Source organism: Verticiella alkaliphila, from assembly GCF_018904615.1.
GTDB lineage: Bacteria > Pseudomonadota > Gammaproteobacteria > Burkholderiales > Burkholderiaceae_B > Verticiella > Verticiella alkaliphila.
The window spans coordinates 51,240-66,998 of sequence record NZ_JADCNH010000001.1; the positions used below are offsets into that span (position 1 = coordinate 51,240).

Consider the following 15,759-nt stretch of genomic DNA (forward strand, 5'->3'; position numbering starts at 1 on the left):
CCATGAATTTCGAACTCGACGACGATCAACAGATGCTGGCGGACTCCGTGCGCCGCTGGCTCGCGGACAACTACGACTTCGACGCGCGCCGCCGCGTGATCGCCTCTGACGAAGGCACCAGCCCTGAGGCGTGGGCGGCATTCGCGGACATGGGCCTGCTCGGCCTGCCCATTCCGGAATCGGCCGGCGGCTTCGGCGGCGGTGCCGTGGGCATGATGACGGTCATGGAAGCCCTGGGCGAGTCCCTGGTCGTGGAGCCGGTGCTGGCGGGCATTCTCTCGGCACGGCTGGTGGCCAGACTCGGCTCGGCCGAGCTGCACGAGGCCGTGCTCACGCCCTTCATTGGCGGCGGGCTCAAGCTCGCCTTCGCCCATGGCGAGACCCAGGCGCGCTACGCGCTGAACGAGGTCACCACCCGCGCCGAACGCGTGGGCGATGGCTGGCGCCTGTCGGGCAACAAGCTCGCCGTCTATGGGGCGCCGCATGCCGACAAGCTTGTCGTGAGCGCGCGCACGAGCGGGGCTGATGGCGATGCCCAGGGCATCACCCTCTTCCTGGTCGACCCGTCGGCGCCGGGCGTGCGCCGCACGGCGTATCGCACGCTGGATGGTCACCGTGCGGCCAACCTCGTCTTCGAGAACGTGCATCTGGCCCCAGCCGACGTGCTCGGCACGGAAGGCGCGGCCCTGCCCGAGATCGAGGAGACCGTGGACTTCGCCAATGTGATGCTGTGCGCCGAAGCCGCCGGCGCCATCCGCTCGGCCAACGACGACACGCTCGCCTACCTGAAGCAGCGCCAGCAGTTCGGCCAGCCCATCGGCACGTTCCAGGCGCTGCAGCACCGCATGGTCGACATGTTCGTCACGCAAGAGCAGATGCGTTCGATGCAGTATCTGTCCTGCGCGCGACTCGATTCGGCCTCGGACGCCAATGAACGGGGCCGCGTGGCCTCGGCGGCCAAGATCAAGACGGCCGATGCCTGCCGCCAGATCTCCCAGGAATCCGTGCAGTTGCACGGAGGCATGGGCATGAGCGAAGAGCTGAAGGTCTCGCACACCTTCCGCCGTCTCACGCTGATCGGCCAGCAGTATGGCGACGCGGACTACCATCTGCAGCGCTACGCCGAGCTCGCCGACGCCAGCGCCTGATCGGCGCCGTGGCGGGCCGCTACACTACGGGGATCCCGTCGTCAGCCGCCCGCCATGTCCGATCGCCGTCTCGTCGTCTTCGCCGCGCTCAATCTCATCATCGCCGTGGGCGCCGGCGCCTTCGGCTCGCATGGGCTGCGCCAGATCCTGTCGGCCGGCGATCTGGAGATCTGGCACATCGCCGTGCTCTACCAGATGGTGCATGCGCTGGGGCTTCTGGCGATTGCATCGCTGCTGCCGCGGTTCGATTGCCGCGCCCTGCGGCTCGCCGGCCCGGTCATGCTGGGCGGCATCGCGTTCTTCTCGGGTAGCCTCTACGTCCTGGTGCTGACGAACACGCGCATCCTGGGGGCCATCACACCCATCGGGGGCACCCTGTTCCTCATCGCCTGGGGCCTCGTGGCCTGGGCGGCACTGCGCACACCGCGCGCCTGACGCCACCCCGCCGCCGGCCTTTCCCGCTGGCTTCTTGTCAGCCTTCGGCCCGCTCGAACTGTCGCGTTCGGCACGGTACCTGCTCACACCGTTGCCTCACACAGCGGCCAATGCTTACGGTTTGCCCCACGTCCTGAGGGGCAGTCAGCGCCGCGACCACCCGCGGCGGGCCCGGTGCGCCGCCCTGCCCCCGCCCACACGGAGATCCCTCGATGCATGTCGGCTTTCTATCGCCTGCGCTCCAGGAAACCCTTGCTGCCTGGCTGCTGATCCTGCTCTTCTGCGGCGTGGCTGCCTTGATCGCCTACGTCTTTCACCGCATCGTGCACGGCATTCTTCGGCGCGTCACGCGGCACCGTCCACTCGTCAAGGAAGTGCTCAAGCTGGCGTACGGGCCTTCGCAATTGGCGCTGACGCTGCTGGGCATCCGCGTCGTGCTCACCGGTGCTCCACGTGAGCTGGCGTTCGTGCCGGGCGCGTCGTATGTCGTGGGCATCGCCTTGATCGCCACGCTCACCTGGCTCGCCATGCGCTGCGTGCAGGCGGTGGGCAATACGGTCATCCAGGCCAACCCCTACGATGTCGCCGACAATCTCAAGGCCCGTCGCGTACTCACACAGACCCGGGTGCTGGTACGCAGCGCCATGTTCGTTCTCGGGCTGATCGGGCTGTCCTTCGCCTTGCTCACGCTTCCGGGTGCCCGTCAGATCGGCGCCAGCCTGCTCGCCTCGGCCGGCATCGTCGGCCTGGTCGCCGGTATCGCCGCTCAGCCGGTGCTCGGCAACTTCATCGCCGGGCTGCAGATTGCACTGTCTCAACCCATCCGCATCGACGACGTGCTCATCGTGGAAGGCGAATGGGGCCGGGTGGAGGAAATCACCGGCACCTTCGTCGTGGTGCGCGTCTGGGATGAGCGACGTCTGATCGTGCCGTTGCGCTGGTTCATCGAGAACCCCTTCCAGAACTGGACGCATCGCTCGGCGAGCATCCTGGGCACCGTGTTCCTGTGGCTGGATTTCGGTGTGCCTATCCCGGCCGTGCGGGCTGAATTCGAGCGCATCGTCAAAAGCTCGCAGCTCTGGGACGGTCGCGTGTGCGTGCTGCATGTGACGGAGACCAGCGAGCGCGCCGCACAGATCCGCCTGCTCGTGAGCGCCAAGGATTCCGGTACGGCATTCGACCTGCGCTGTGCCATTCGCGAAGCCATGATAGCCTTCGTGGCCCGTGAGTATCCGGAAGGGCTGCCCCGCCTGCGTGCAGAGACGGCCGAAGCCACCACGCGACCAGGCACGAGCAGCGCGCTGGGCGCCGGCGTGGGCGCGTGACCCGCCGGCGGCGCACGAGCGCGACGCTGCTCCGCAGAGGAACGCCGCATTCATGAGGACGCCACTCGCCGTTGAGTGCCTACGGGATCCACCACCCGGCTCTCACGTGGCGACCTGCGGCGCGCCGACGGCGCCACGTCACACGACGCGGGCAGGGCCACGCCACCGGGCTGAGCCGCCGCCAGGGACGGCGGCGGCTCGCGGCCTTACTTGGGCATGAGCACGGTGTCGATGACATTGATCACGCCGTTGGACTGATAGACGTCGTAGGTGCTGATGTTCGCGACATTGCCCTTGCCGTCCTTGAGCGTCAGGTTGTGCTTGCCATTGGCCATGACCCATAGCGGTGCGCCGTTCACGGTCTTCAACTCCAGCACGCCCTTGCCGCTCGACTGAATGCCCTTGGCCATCGTGTCGAAATCGTAACGGCCGGGCACCACGTGGTAGGTCAGCACGCTTGTGAGCGTGGCCTTGTTCTCGGGCTTGACGAGGGTGTCGACCGTGCCGGCGGGCAGCTTGTTGAAGGCGGCGTTCGTGGGCGCGAACACCGTGAACGGGCCAGCGCCCTTCAGGGTCTGCACGAGTCCCGCCGCCTTGACCGCCGCCACGAGCGTCGTGTGATCCGCCGAATTCACGGCGTTGTCGACGATGTCCTTGGTGGGCAGCATGGGCTGGCCGCCGACGTTCACGTTGTCGGCTGCCATGGCCGCGCAGGCCATGAGGGTAGCGGAGAAGATCACAGCGGGGATGGCGCGTTTCATGGAAGTCTCCTAGAGAGGATGTGTTGGCCTGCACTGAGAGATACGCGGCATCGGCGCGAATGGATGCATCGTTGCAGCCCATCTACACGAAAATGTGCTGACAAACCCACGACTGTCGCAGTGTGCACGCCAAACGACGAAAGCCCGCCGAAGCGGGCCTTCTATGGGAGGCGTAGACGACTACAGATGCAGCAGATTGCCGGACAGGATCACCGGACCGGTGGGTGCACCCGTAGGCGAGCCACCTGTGGGCTCCACACTGACGGCCAGGCCGGTGAACGCTGACGTGTCCATGGTGCTGGCCTGCGCCATGCGCCCTTCTGGCGTCAGCAAGCCGAGCGATCGCGGGGCTCCGCTGGCCGGCAGCCCCCAGAGTTCGAACACGCGACCCGCTTCCGGACGTGACATCGACGCGAGCGCATGCACGCGCACGGCACCATCGGGCATGGCCGCCACCACCAGCCCGGCCCGCGCTTCGCCGTCCTGCAGCACGGCCATGGTGGGCGCCGATTCGGGCGCCACCTGCTGCCCGGTGACCACCACTGCCACGAGGGCTGCGGCCAGCCCGCCGGAGAGCACCCGCCAGAAATTGACTCCGCTGAACCCCCAGGCCGACTGCGTTCGATCACGGGCGCGCAACCGGCGACGGATGTTCTGCCAGACCTCGTCACGCGGCATCTCGGGCGGCAAGGCCTCGATGAGCGGGTAGAGCCGCTCTTCCCAGGCGAGCACCGTGCGGCGCAGGTCTGCGTCGTCACGTAGCAGCCGCTCGAAGCGCCGGCGTGCGCCACGGCGCATGACGCCCGACACGTAGTCGGCCGCCAGCTTGTCGCGCAACTCAGGATCTCGATAGTTCATCCCAGACATCCTTTCAACCGCTCCAGACCACGCCGCACCCAGCTCTTGACCGAACCGAGCGGCGCCGTCATGCGGGCTGCGATCTCGCTATGACTCAAATCCTCGAAGAACGACAACGCGATCGCCATGCGCTGCTGTCCCACCAGCTGCTTGAGACACTCGGCCAGACGTGCCCCGTCGCGCGAGGATTCGAGTCTCGCCAAAGGGCCCGGCGCCTCGTCGGCCCAAGCATCGGTGATTTCGCCATCCGGATCCGCCTGTTCGCGGTCCGGCCGACGCAGCACGTCGATGCAGCGATTGCGCACGATGCGAGTCATCCACGTCATCACCTGCCCCTCATCGGCGGCATAGCGATGCGCGTTGTCCCACACGCTGACGAAACACTCCTGGATCACTTCCTCTGCCAGGTCCCTCCGTCTCAACATACGGGTGGCGAGCGCAAACAGATGCGGTGCGGTGGCTCGGTAGAGCTCGGCCAGGGCGGGCTGCTCGGCGCGGGCGCAACCGGCGATCAAGACCTGCAGGCGGGCGGCGTCAGCCATGGTCGCCCTCGATCGAGGGCGCGGCGGTGGAGCGTCGATGGACCATCGTCGGAAATCTCACGAGAAAAACGGCGGGAAGGCTCCCGATCATACGCCAGCGCGTCGGCCGGGCGTTTGCGTGACAGACAAGCCGGCCCCGGGAGATGCCACCCCACGGCGGCACCCACGGCGATGGCCCACGGTCTAGTCTCCCCTGGCTCGCGCAAGCAACGCCAGGCTACGGCAGGCGCTAGTCCGGGTGGCGCCGAGGGGCGGCTTCCTGCTCGATGACGCCCTTCAGGGCGTCCTTGCCTTCGATGCCGTGCAGCTTGGCGCCCGAAACATAGATCGCCCGGCCCAGCATGTGCCCTGCCACCGGCACGGTAAAGATCAGGAAGACGATGGTGAGCGCGGCCACGCCGAGGGTTGTGGCGTCGCCACTGGCAAGCGCGGCGCCCGCCACGGTAAGGCCGGCACCGACCGTGCCGGCCTTCGTGGAGGCATGCATGCGCTGCAGCGGATCGGAGAACCGCAGCAGGCCAAGGGCGGCGGCAAAAAGAAATACGAAGCCGACGACCTTGAGCAGCAGCGCGACGACGGTGAGAACGAGCATCATGATTGCCCCCGCTTGCGACGTTCGAGGAAGGCGGCGAGCGCACACGTGCCGACGAAACCGAACACCGCCAGACCCAGCCCGACGTCCAGGAACTCGCGCCGGCCGCTGGCCGCGCAGGCCAGCGCGGCCGCGGTAACGGCCACGCCGGTCAGCATGTCCAGCGCAACAAAGCGATCGGCATATGCCGGACCGCGCAACATGCGCAGCAACGTCATGCCGAGCGGCACGGCGATCAACGCCAGCAGAATCTGCGAGGCCGTCGTGACCCATTGGCCGATCTGGCCCAGGCTTTCGATCATCCTTCAATCTCCAGAAGCGTATCTTCGAACGTGCGCCGGATGCCGGCGATGACCGCCTCGGCATCCGCCGCATCCAGGCAGTGCACGTACAGCGTCGAGCGATCAGCGCTCACATGGAGCGACGTGGTGCCTGGCGTCAACGAGACCAGGTTGGCCAGCGTGGCGATCCCCATGTCCGTACGCAGCCGCAGCGGCATCGCGATGATGGCGGGTGAGAGCTGCTGGTCGCGCGCAAAGGCGGCTTTCGCCACAGACCATGACGACAGCGCGAGCTCGCGCAGGAAAACGGCTGACAGGATCAGGCTCGCGCGCACGCGGCGGAAGGTGCGTCCCATCATGGTGCTCCCGTGACAGGCGCCGGAGCGCCGGATTCAGCGAAGGTGGCCGCCTGGTAGCCCGCGGGGTCGACCAGCGAGGCTGCCGCTTGCTGCGAGAACTGCACGAGCGTTTCGGGTTGCAAACCGATCCACACCGTGATGGCGCCCAGCGCGGCGATGCTCACGAGCATGGGCAGCGGCACACGGCGCACTTGCTGGCGCTCGAACGACGGCTGCTTCCAGAACGCCTCGATCCAGATCTTGCTCATGGAGAACACCGTCAACAGGCCCACGAAGAGGCCCACCCCGGCAAGCCAGGCTGCGCCACCGCGGAACGACGCATCGATCACCATGAACTTGGCCCAGAAGCCCGACAGCGGCGGAATGCCCGCGAGCGAGAGCGCGGGAATGGCGAAGAGGCATGCGAGCAGCGGGTGACTGCGCACCAGACCGCCGCTGCGGCGCAGATCGTAGGTGCCCGTGATCCGGTACATGGCCCCTGCCACCAGGAAGAGATTGGCCTTCACGATGATGTGGTGGACGATGTAGAAGACGCCGCCTGCGAAGGCCGCCGCTGTGCCCACGGCGAGCCCGAGCAGGATGTAGCCAATCTGGCTGATGATGTGAAACGCCAGGATGCGTCGCACGTCCCACTGCACCGCCGCGCCGAACACGCCGAAGAGCATGGTGCCCGCTGCCATCAGGGCGATGATCTCGCGCAGCCCTTCCCCACCGGCAAAGAGCAGCGAGAACACACGAAAACACGCGTAGACGCCGACCTTGGTCAGCAGACCAGCAAAGATCGCGAGCAGCCCGATCGACATCGTGTGGTACGACGCCGGCAGCCAGAAGAACATCGGGAAGTAGCCGGCCTTGATGCCAAAACCGATCAGGAACAGGGCCGCACACACCACCAGCGCCGCGCTGTTCTCCATCTGCGGCAACACGCGCGCCAGGTCCGCCATGTTCAGCGTCCCGGCCACCCCGTAGAGGATGCCGATCGCCAAGAGGAAGACGAGCGTGCTGAGCAGGTTGAGCACCGCGTACTTCAGCGCGCCATCGAGCTGCGCGCGCGTCTTGTCGATCACGAGCAAGCCCATGGCCGTGATCAGCATGATCTCGAACCAGACGTACAGGTTGAAGATGTCGCCCGTGAGAAAGGCGCCATTGACGGCTGCCAGCATGCCCAGCAGAAGCGGATACACGCCGTTGTGGACGTGACGCTGCCGCGTGCTGGCGAGATTGAAGATACCGATCGCCATGGCGAGTACGCCGGTGACGACGACCATCGCCGCGCCCATCCCATCTGCCACGAAGCTGATGCCAAAGGGCGGCGCCCAGCCACCGAAGGAGAGCGCGAGGATGCCGTCCGACATCACCTGGCGCAGCAGCGCCAGCGATGCCAGCAGCATGAGCACGAGCGCGGCCAGATGCACCGCGAGCTGCGCGCTGGGCCGATGCCAGAGCATCATGCACAGGCCGGAGGCGGCCATTGGCACCAGGACCGGCCACAGCACGGCGTAGGTTTGCAACGTGTCCATCACCGGCCCGCCTCCTTGGCACCGGCGTGCGGCCGTGCATCGACATACGGGCTGCCCAGCGCCTCGGCCTCACCGAGCGCACGCTGGTCCAGGGTATTCAGGCGACGATACGTCTTGAGGGCGAGCGCCACGACGAAGGCCACCAGCGAGAAGCCGATCACGATGGCCGTGAGTACCAGCGCCTGCGGCAATGGATTGGCCGCGCCCTCAGCGAGCATCGTCTCGCCCGCGGCCATCACCGGCGGCGCGTTGGCGCCGATGCGCCCGGCGAGGAAGATCACGAGGTTCACGCACGCCGAGATCAGCATGACGCCGTAGATCATGCGCACGACGTGACGCGACAACAGGAGATACAGGCCAACGGCCAGGATGGCGGAGATGCCCGCCGCATAGATCAGATTCATTCTTCGTCCTCGTCGTACAGGCGAAAGACCAGGCAGAGCATGCCACCCATGACCGAGCAGTACACGCCGATGTCGAAGATCAGCGTCGTGCCAAGCTTGAAGCCGCTGTCGAAGATCAGCCACTGATGCGTGAGAAAGCCCTGCCCCAGTGCCATGCCGGGCAAGCCCGAGAGCACGGCCAGCACGACGCCCGCGCCGGCGAGCGCCACCGGGTGGACGCGCAGCCAAGCCCGGGCCTTGGAGACCCCGTCGGCCAGCGCCACCACGCCGAACGCCATGGCCGCCACCAGGCCGCCGACGAAGCCGCCACCGGGTTCGTTATGGCCGCGCCAGAGGATGACGACCGAGGCGAGGAGCATGCCCCAGAACAGCAGCCGCGCTGCCGCAGAGAAGATCACGGAATTCATCGTTTCGCTCCTTGCACAACGGCGGCAGACGCGGCCGGGCGACGACCGCGGCGCCGGCGCAGCAGCGCCCAGACGCCGAGGGTCGCAAAGCCGACCACTGCGATCTCGCCCAGGGTGTCGAGTGCGCGATAGTCGACGATGATGACGTTGACGACGTTCTGGCCATGGGCGAGGTCATAGCTCGTGGCCGAGAAGTAGTCGGACAGGCGTGAATCGAAGGGCAACGCAAGGAGGCTGGTGAGCGCGAGGAAGACAACGACGCCGAACGTCGCAGCGACGATCGCGTCGATCCGGCGCTCGCCCGGGCGGCGGGTCACCTCGGCGCGGGCCGGCAGGCGAACCAGCACGGCCATCAGGACGACGAGCACCAAGGTCTCGACGGCGAACTGCGTGAGCGCCAGATCGGGCGCGCCGTGCAGCACGAAGAAGAGCGCAGAGCCGTAACCCACGACGCCCACGCCGATAACGCCGGTGACGAGCGACCGGCTGACGGCAGCCACCACGGCACCGATGACGCCGAAGACGAGCAGCACAGCCGGCAACGGCAGGATCGGGCCACCGAATGACAGCGCGCCGAGACTGCCTGAGCGGATCAGCGCCCAGAGCGTGGTCGCCACGAGCGTCAGCACGGTGATCAGCGTGTAGCGACGAATGTCCCCGTTCTGCAGGTACCGGGTGCAGCCACGGGCCACGCCGAGCAGGCCATCGAAGGTGGCCTGGTACAGGCGCGCGGCACTCAACCGGCCCCCGTCTTCACCGCCGCCCAGCGCCACATGGAAACGCTCCCAGCGCCATGCCAGGAAGGCACCCAGCGTGACCACGAGGCCGCTCAGCGCCAGCATCGGGGTGAGGCCGTGCCAGAGCGAGACGTAGGTATCGACAGGCGCGCCGTTGAGTGCGTCGGCCGCGGGGATCAGCAGATGCGCGGAGAACCAACCCGGTACGAGCCCGGCGAGCACGCCGAGCAGGCCCAGGGTGAGTGGGCCTGCCAGCAGCCCGGGCGTTTCGCCGTGGTAGACATGCGAGATGCGATCACGGTGCAGGAAGAACGGCCGCAGGGAGACGACGCCTGCCACGGCGACCATGACGGCATTGACGACCACCGCGACCACGACCGGGAACACGCTCCAGGAACTCTCCAGCTGCGCTTCGAAGAGATATTCCTTGGCGATGAAACCCATGAACGGCGGCAGCCCAGCCATGGACAGGCTGGCGAGGACCACCGCAGCGGCGGTGACCGGCAGAAAGCGCGCGAGTCCGCCCAGCTTGCCGAGCTCGGCCTCATGCGTCGCATGGATGGCCGTACCGGCGCAAAAGAACAGCGCCGCCTTGTAGAACGCATGCGCCAGGATGAACCCCGCGACGGCCACGGCCGATACCGGCCCGTCCAGGCCTATCAGCATCACCAGGATGCCGAGCGAGGCCACCGTCGACTGCGCGAGCACGGCCTTGTAGCCGGTGGCCCGGATGGCACCGACCGCCGCGATGAGCATGGTGAGCGAGCCGATCACCACCAGCGTCGGCCCGTACCAGGGCACCTCGCGAAACGTCGATTCCCAGCGCGCAAGCAGGTAGACACCCAGCTTCACCATGGTGGCCGAATGCAGGTACGCAGACGCAGGGGTCGGCGCCGCCATGGCCTGGGGCAGCCAGAAGTGGAACGGGAACTGTGCCGACTTTGTGAACGCGCCCACCAGGATCAGAATGATGGCGGGCGTCGTCCAGGGGCTCGAGAGCCAGGTGTCGGCCGTGGCCACCACGTCGGAGTACGAGAAGGAACCGGCGGCCATCCCGATGAGCAGCAGCCCGCCAAAGAGCGCGAGCCCCCCCCACCCGTGATGATGAGCGATTGCAGCGCCGCCTTGCGCGCCTGCAGCTTCTGCGCTTCAAACCCGATCAGCAGGAACGATAGGAGGCTCGTCGCCTCCCAGAACACGAACATCGCGATCAGGTTGTCCGAGAGCACCGTGCCCAGCATGGCGGCCATGAAGGCCAGGATCAGGAAGAGAAAGCGCGAGCGGTCCTTCGGCGTGGCGTCGGAAAAGTACGCGGTGGCGTAGATCGTGACCAGGGTGCCGATGCCCGTGATGAGCAACGCGAAGAGCAGAGAGAAACCATCGAGTCGCAGGGCGAGATCGACGCCCAGGGTGGGTGCCCAGGCCAGGCTGTGCTGCACCACCTCGCCCCGCTCGATGGCACCGGTGTATCCGAAGAACACAAGGAAGAAGCCGAGCGGCAGGAGACAAGGCAGATAGCGCAATGGCCCCGGCAGGCGCGCGAGGCGCCAGCCCAGGAAGGCGCCGCCCCAGGCGAGGAGCAACAGGGTGATCAAAGTCAAGATTGGCCTCCGGGCACAATCCGGCGCGTCGGGCGTGCGCGATACGCGCATGCGCGACGAAGCACACCAAGCCGAGGTTGCAGCACCTGGACCGGATTGTCGTCGTTGGGAAGGGATCCGGACGTCATCGGCGAAAGCGCGGCATGACGGCCAAAGCGAGGGCGCGAGGCGCACAGCGATGCGCGCCAGGTAGGAGACGGGTTCACGGTATGGTCAAGCCCGCACTGGCGGCCCGACCAGTGCATGACACCTCCCGGCCACAGCGTGTGACCGAAACCCGACCACGATTCTAGCGTGATTCACCCGGGGCATGTCTACCCCGGGGTGAATCGAACGCACGGCGGCCTTCAGCGGGCGCACCGTCGAGGATCCGGCGCAGGCGTGCCGGATCACGCACGTCAATAGCTGATCGAGCCCGACAGCATGTAGGTGCGACCAGCGGCGTTCGTCGCGAACGAGCCCGAGGCCAGCCAGTAGCGGCGGTCGGCCAGGTTCTCGATGTTCGCGCGCAGCACCACGTCCTTGCCGGCGATCTGCGTGCGATAGCGCGCACCCACGTCAAAGCGCGTATAGCCAGGCAGGCCCAGCGTGTTCTGGTTGTTCAGATACAGGGACGAGGTGCGGATGACACGGCCATTCAGGCTCAGGCCGTCCACCCACGGTGTATCCCAATCCAGGCCCAGGTTGTAGGTACGGGCCGGCACACCCGCGGCACGGTTGCCCTGGTTGACACCGTTCTGCGTCTTGGTGAGCTCAGCCTGTGTGAAAGCCGCGCTCGCCATCAGGCGCAGGCCGGGCATCACCTCGCCGTAGGCGGCCAGTTCCAGGCCGCGGTTGCGCTGCTCGCCGAAGTAGCCGTAGACGTTGTTGTCGTCGGCCTGGCCGGCGGGCCGGGCGATCTGGAACAGGGCCGCGCTGGTGATGACGTTGCCCCAGTCCACCTTGACGCCCGTCTCGTACTGACGGGACTTGTAGGGCGCGAGGATCTCGTCGCGGTTGGCATAGGTCGGGCCCACGATCGTGCCGCGCGTGAGGCCGTCGGTCATGTTGGCGTAGACCGAGACGTGCTCCCAGGGCTTGACAACGATGCCCACGAGCGGGGACGTGGCCGTGGCGCGGTAGCCGCTGGAGACGGCGCCGGTGGCCGCGAAGCTGTCCACGTCCACCGTCTGGCGACGAGCCCCCAGGGTCACCAACACACGATCGTCCACGAAGGACAGCGTGTCCGAGATCGCGAAGCTGGTGAGGCCAGTCTGGGACGCCTTGACCGGATCAGGGCGCGTCGACGGCCCGGGCAGCAGATGTGACGGGTTGTAGATATTCGAAGCGACGGCGCCGGCGCCCTGCGTGTAGGCGTTGCCCGCCTCCTGGTCCAGGTAGCTCACGCCCAAGGCCACGCGATGCCCGACGGGCCCCGTCTGGAAACGCGCGGTGAGCCCCGCATCCGTGCTCAGCGTCTCGCTGTACGAATCGTAGAAGGTGGTATTGACGAAGAAGTTGCCATTGGCATCCACCGATTGGCGACCCAGATTCGTGGCACTGATCACGTTTACCGGGAAGACCTGGCGGTTGTAGCCTTCGCGATACCCCACGCCGATGTGGCCTGAGATGTTGTCGGTGAAGTCGTACTCCAGGCGCGACATGATGGTCGAGTCGCGCTGCGTGAGCCGCGTGCCAGGATAGAAGTCTACGCGCCCGTCCGGCGGCGCCGGCAGTTCGGTGAGCGTGGACAGCCAGCCGATCTGCGAGCGCACACCCTCGATCTCGTCGCCCTGATGGATCGCATCCATGGACCAGCGCAGGCGATCGCCCCGGTAGTCGATGCCGATCGCACCCATTTCGAGGCCTTGGTCGCCGCCGCGCAGCGTGTATTCACCACCACGCTTGACGCCATTGATACGCACGCCCCAGGCGTTGTCCTCGCCGAAGCGGCGGCCCAGATCGACCTGCGCCGTCACGTTCGACTTGCTCATGTAGCCCAGCGTGGCGCGCGCGAGCGGCTCGTCGTCCGCGCGCTTGGTGACCACGTTGATGCCGCCGCCCACCGAGCCGCTGGGCGGAATGCCGCGCATCAGCGCCCCGGGGCCCTTGAGTACCTCGACCCGCTCCAGGATCTGCACCGGCACGCGGCTGGAGGAGACCAGGCCATACAGGCCGTTCACGCTGACGTCGCCACTGCCGACGGCAAAGCCACGAATCTGGAAGTCCTCGCCGAAGCCACCGGTGCTGGTGAGGTTGCGCACGGAGGCGTCGTTCACGATCACGTCGGCGAGCGTGCGCGCCTGCTGATCGTGGATCAACTCGGACGTGTAGTTCATGGTGCTGAAGGGCGTGTCCATGATGTCTTCCGCCCCCAGCAGCCCGAGGCTGCCGCCCGTGGCCACCTGCCCGCCCGCATACACCGGAGAGAGATCACCCAGGATGCCGCCCGTGATCGTCACGGCCTGGAGCCGCGCCACTGGCGGTGCGGACTCGGGGGATGCGGCGGGCGTGCCCGAGCTCGCGGCGCGCTCCTGCGCGAGCGCTGGCGTGACGGTCATGCCGAAGGCGAGCGCGAGCGATAGGGCCAGGGTGGTGAGCCCGACAGGCGGCACGCCGCGGAGGGGAACGGAGTTCACGATGGAGAGTTTCCGGGTCAAAAGATTGAGAGGACTGCGCTGCGATCAAAAACTTTATCGATTCTAATACTTATTCTCAATAAGAAACACAGTGTCATACCCGAAGTGGCGCCGGCGCGACGTTCAGCGGCGTTGTCGCACAGCCGACATCAGGCGCGGGGACGGCGCCCGCGCTTGGCCTGCCGCATCTGCGCACACAGGTCGTATAGCGCCTGCGCGGCCGGGCTGAGCACAGTCGACTTCCGCCGGATCAGCCCGACCATGCGCTTGACCACCGGATCGACGATCGGCACGCTCGCGAGAATGGGGTGATCCTTTGCCGGCATGGCCATCGACGGCACCACCGCCACCCCCAGCCCCGCCTCCACCAGACCGATCATCGTCGTGCCGTGCCGCGTCTCGTACAGGCTGCGCGGCTGATCCGGCAGGCCCGCCAGCGCCTGATCGAGCAACAACCGATTGCCCGAGGCTTTGTCCGCTGCGATGTAGTCGTATTGCGCGAGTTCTGACCAGCGCACCGTGCGCTTGCGCGCGAGCGGATGATCGCGCCGGCAGGCCGCCACGAACTGCTCTTCCATCAACGGCTCGAAATCCACATCGGCCTCCTGCGAACCGACGAAGTTCAGGCCGAAATCGACTTCGCCGCGTGCCACAGCGTGCAGCACGGTGTTCGCGCTCTCGTCGACGATCTTCACGCGCACCTTGGGATAGCGCAAATGGAATTGGGCGATCACACTCGACAGAAAGTAGTTGACGGTCGAGGGCACGGCGGCGACGTTCACCTCCCCCATGCGCGTGGCTGCTACCCCGCGAATTGCGAGCAGCGTGGTGTCCAGCGCATCGAGGATTTGCCGGAGCTGGCGCTCGAAATCGCGGCCGACGACGGTCAGGCTCACGCGGCGAGTGGTGCGCTCGAGCAGCTTCACACCGAGCGCCTGTTCGAGCTTGTCGATGCGCCGGCTGAAGGCCGGTTGGGACAAATGCACCGACTCGGCTGCCTTGCGAAAGCTGCCGAGCTCGGCCACGGCGCGAAATGCCAGGAGATCGTCGATATCGAACGGAGACGCCATGACGCTGACCCAGGGATTGATGTTTTTATTCTATCAATGCTTCGTTTCTTTGCAATTCACCGAATAACGCCCGCCCCATAAGATGCGCTCGTCATCACTACACAACACGGAGACACTCCATGACCCGCATTGGCCTGGCCGCCCTCACCCTGTGCGTCTCGACGCTCGCCCTGGCGAGTGAATCCGCACCCTATCCGTCGCGCGCCATCACCATCGTCGTACCCACTGCACCGAGTGGCGGCAACGACTTGATCGCGCGCACCCTGGCCCAGAAGCTGAGCCCGCTACTGGGCCAATCGGTCATCGTGGAAAACCGCGCCGGTGCCAACGGTGCCATCGGCACGGAGACCGTGGCGCGCGCCGCCCCGGATGGGTACACGCTGCTGCTCGGCTACATCGCCACCCATGCGATGAACCCTGCCCTGCAGACGCTGCGTTACGACCCGGTCAAGGACTTCACGCCCATCAGCCTCCTGGGCTACTCGCCAACGGTGATGGTGGCCAACCCGAAAGCGGACATCAAGGATGTGGGCGACCTCGTCGCGCAACTGAAGGCCAGCCCGGACAAGTACGCCTACGCCACGGCCGGCAACGGCACGGCGCCGCACTTCGCGGGCGAGCTCTTCCAGCTCAACGCCGGCGTGAAGATGCTCGGCGTCCCGTACAAGGGCTCGGCGCCCGCGATGACCGACACCGTGGGCGGACAGACCCAGCTCATGTTCCCGAGTCTGTTCACCGCCGCGCCCTACATCAAGGGCGGCCAGTTGAAGGCGCTCGCCATCGCCGGCCCGGAACGCGCCCCCTCGATGCCCGATATCCCCACGCTGAAGGAAGCCGGCGTGGACGGCGTGGAGGTGCAGCAGTGGTATGCGATCTTCGCCCCGGCCAACACCCCGGCGCCCGTCGTGGAAAAACTCAACGCGGCGTTCAACGCCGTCCTGAAGGATCCGGACGTGGTGCGCCGCATGAAGGAGCACGGCGCCGACGTCGCACTCAGTACGTCGGCCGAGCTGGGCGACCTGGTGAAGTCCGAGCTCGCGCGCTGGAAGGACGTCGTCACCAAGACCAACATCGCCATCAACTGACCGCAGCACCCGAAGA

Annotated in this window: 17 protein-coding genes; 4 read left to right on the forward strand and 13 right to left on the reverse strand. The window is 66.7% G+C overall.

The genetic code is table 11. From position 1 onward, the window contains the following. Positions 1 to 2 precede the first annotated feature (2 nt). From IMZ29_RS00280 to IMZ29_RS00290, 3 genes are all read left to right on the forward strand, one after another. Positions 3 to 1,148: an acyl-CoA dehydrogenase family protein gene (locus IMZ29_RS00280; protein ID WP_216179057.1), complete on the forward strand. Its 1,146-nt coding sequence runs from the start codon at positions 3 to 5 to the stop codon at positions 1,146 to 1,148. Positions 1,149 to 1,202: 54 nt separating this feature from the next. Further along, the gene (locus IMZ29_RS00285; RefSeq protein ID WP_216179059.1) at positions 1,203 to 1,583 is read left to right on the forward strand and encodes a DUF423 domain-containing protein; all 381 of its coding nucleotides are present in this window, start codon (positions 1,203 to 1,205) and stop codon (positions 1,581 to 1,583) included. A gap of 212 nt (positions 1,584 to 1,795) precedes the next feature. Beyond that, the gene (locus IMZ29_RS00290; protein WP_216179061.1) at positions 1,796 to 2,908 is read left to right on the forward strand and encodes a mechanosensitive ion channel family protein; all 1,113 of its coding nucleotides are present in this window, start codon (positions 1,796 to 1,798) and stop codon (positions 2,906 to 2,908) included. Between the two features lie 206 nt (positions 2,909 to 3,114). Here the strand turns inward: IMZ29_RS00290 and IMZ29_RS00295 are convergent, their stop codons facing one another. From IMZ29_RS00295 to IMZ29_RS00355, 13 genes are all read right to left on the reverse strand, one after another. After that, positions 3,115 to 3,669 (reverse strand): fasciclin domain-containing protein, encoded by a 555-nt coding sequence (locus IMZ29_RS00295; protein WP_216179063.1) that lies wholly within the window; start codon positions 3,667 to 3,669, stop codon positions 3,115 to 3,117. A gap of 180 nt (positions 3,670 to 3,849) precedes the next feature. Continuing rightward, positions 3,850 to 4,527, reverse strand: coding sequence for an anti-sigma factor (locus IMZ29_RS00300; protein WP_216179065.1), 678 nt, complete (start codon positions 4,525 to 4,527; stop codon positions 3,850 to 3,852). Next, complete coding sequence (locus tag IMZ29_RS00305; RefSeq protein WP_216179067.1) at positions 4,524 to 5,069, reverse strand: RNA polymerase sigma factor; 546 nt, start codon at positions 5,067 to 5,069, stop codon at positions 4,524 to 4,526. The genes IMZ29_RS00300 and IMZ29_RS00305 overlap by 4 nt, the downstream gene beginning before the upstream one ends. Before the next feature lie 229 nt (positions 5,070 to 5,298). After that, positions 5,299 to 5,664 (reverse strand): cation:proton antiporter, encoded by a 366-nt coding sequence (locus IMZ29_RS00310; protein WP_216179069.1) that lies wholly within the window; start codon positions 5,662 to 5,664, stop codon positions 5,299 to 5,301. Next, complete coding sequence (locus tag IMZ29_RS00315; RefSeq protein ID WP_216179071.1) at positions 5,661 to 5,963, reverse strand: MrpF/PhaF family protein; 303 nt, start codon at positions 5,961 to 5,963, stop codon at positions 5,661 to 5,663. The genes IMZ29_RS00310 and IMZ29_RS00315 overlap by 4 nt, the downstream gene beginning before the upstream one ends. Beyond that, entirely contained in the window at positions 5,960 to 6,301 is a 342-nt protein-coding gene (locus tag IMZ29_RS00320; RefSeq protein ID WP_216179072.1) for a Na+/H+ antiporter subunit E, read from the reverse strand. Before IMZ29_RS00320 ends, IMZ29_RS00315 begins: the two co-directional genes overlap by 4 nt. Then, entirely contained in the window at positions 6,298 to 7,821 is a 1,524-nt protein-coding gene (locus IMZ29_RS00325) for a proton-conducting transporter transmembrane domain-containing protein (RefSeq protein ID WP_253206618.1), read from the reverse strand. Before IMZ29_RS00325 ends, IMZ29_RS00320 begins: the two co-directional genes overlap by 4 nt. Further along, positions 7,821 to 8,225 carry an NADH-quinone oxidoreductase subunit K gene (locus IMZ29_RS00330; protein WP_216179074.1) on the reverse strand — a complete coding sequence of 135 codons (405 nt, stop codon included), beginning with the start codon at positions 8,223 to 8,225 and terminating at the stop codon, positions 7,821 to 7,823. The genes IMZ29_RS00325 and IMZ29_RS00330 overlap by 1 nt, the downstream gene beginning before the upstream one ends. Continuing rightward, positions 8,222 to 8,632 carry an MnhB domain-containing protein gene (locus IMZ29_RS00335; RefSeq protein ID WP_216179082.1) on the reverse strand — a complete coding sequence of 137 codons (411 nt, stop codon included), beginning with the start codon at positions 8,630 to 8,632 and terminating at the stop codon, positions 8,222 to 8,224. Before IMZ29_RS00335 ends, IMZ29_RS00330 begins: the two co-directional genes overlap by 4 nt. Beyond that, on the reverse strand, positions 8,629 to 10,422 hold the full coding sequence (mbhE, locus tag IMZ29_RS00340; RefSeq protein ID WP_216179084.1) for a hydrogen gas-evolving membrane-bound hydrogenase subunit E: 1,794 nt from the start codon (positions 10,420 to 10,422) through the stop codon (positions 8,629 to 8,631). Before mbhE ends, IMZ29_RS00335 begins: the two co-directional genes overlap by 4 nt. Further along, complete coding sequence (locus tag IMZ29_RS00345; RefSeq protein ID WP_216179086.1) at positions 10,332 to 10,970, reverse strand: proton-conducting transporter transmembrane domain-containing protein; 639 nt, start codon at positions 10,968 to 10,970, stop codon at positions 10,332 to 10,334. The genes mbhE and IMZ29_RS00345 overlap by 91 nt, the downstream gene beginning before the upstream one ends. Positions 10,971 to 11,368: 398 nt before the next feature. After that, on the reverse strand, positions 11,369 to 13,588 hold the full coding sequence (locus tag IMZ29_RS00350) for a TonB-dependent receptor (protein WP_371820049.1): 2,220 nt from the start codon (positions 13,586 to 13,588) through the stop codon (positions 11,369 to 11,371). Positions 13,589 to 13,737: 149 nt separating this feature from the next. Further along, positions 13,738 to 14,658, reverse strand: a complete 921-nt coding sequence (locus IMZ29_RS00355) for a LysR family transcriptional regulator (protein WP_216179088.1) — start codon at positions 14,656 to 14,658, stop codon at positions 13,738 to 13,740. A 119-nt stretch (positions 14,659 to 14,777) separates the two neighbouring features. Here IMZ29_RS00355 and IMZ29_RS00360 point away from each other — a divergent pair, with 119 nt between their 5' ends. Further along, complete coding sequence (locus IMZ29_RS00360) at positions 14,778 to 15,743, forward strand: Bug family tripartite tricarboxylate transporter substrate binding protein (protein WP_216179090.1); 966 nt, start codon at positions 14,778 to 14,780, stop codon at positions 15,741 to 15,743. Positions 15,744 to 15,759 lie beyond the last annotated feature (16 nt).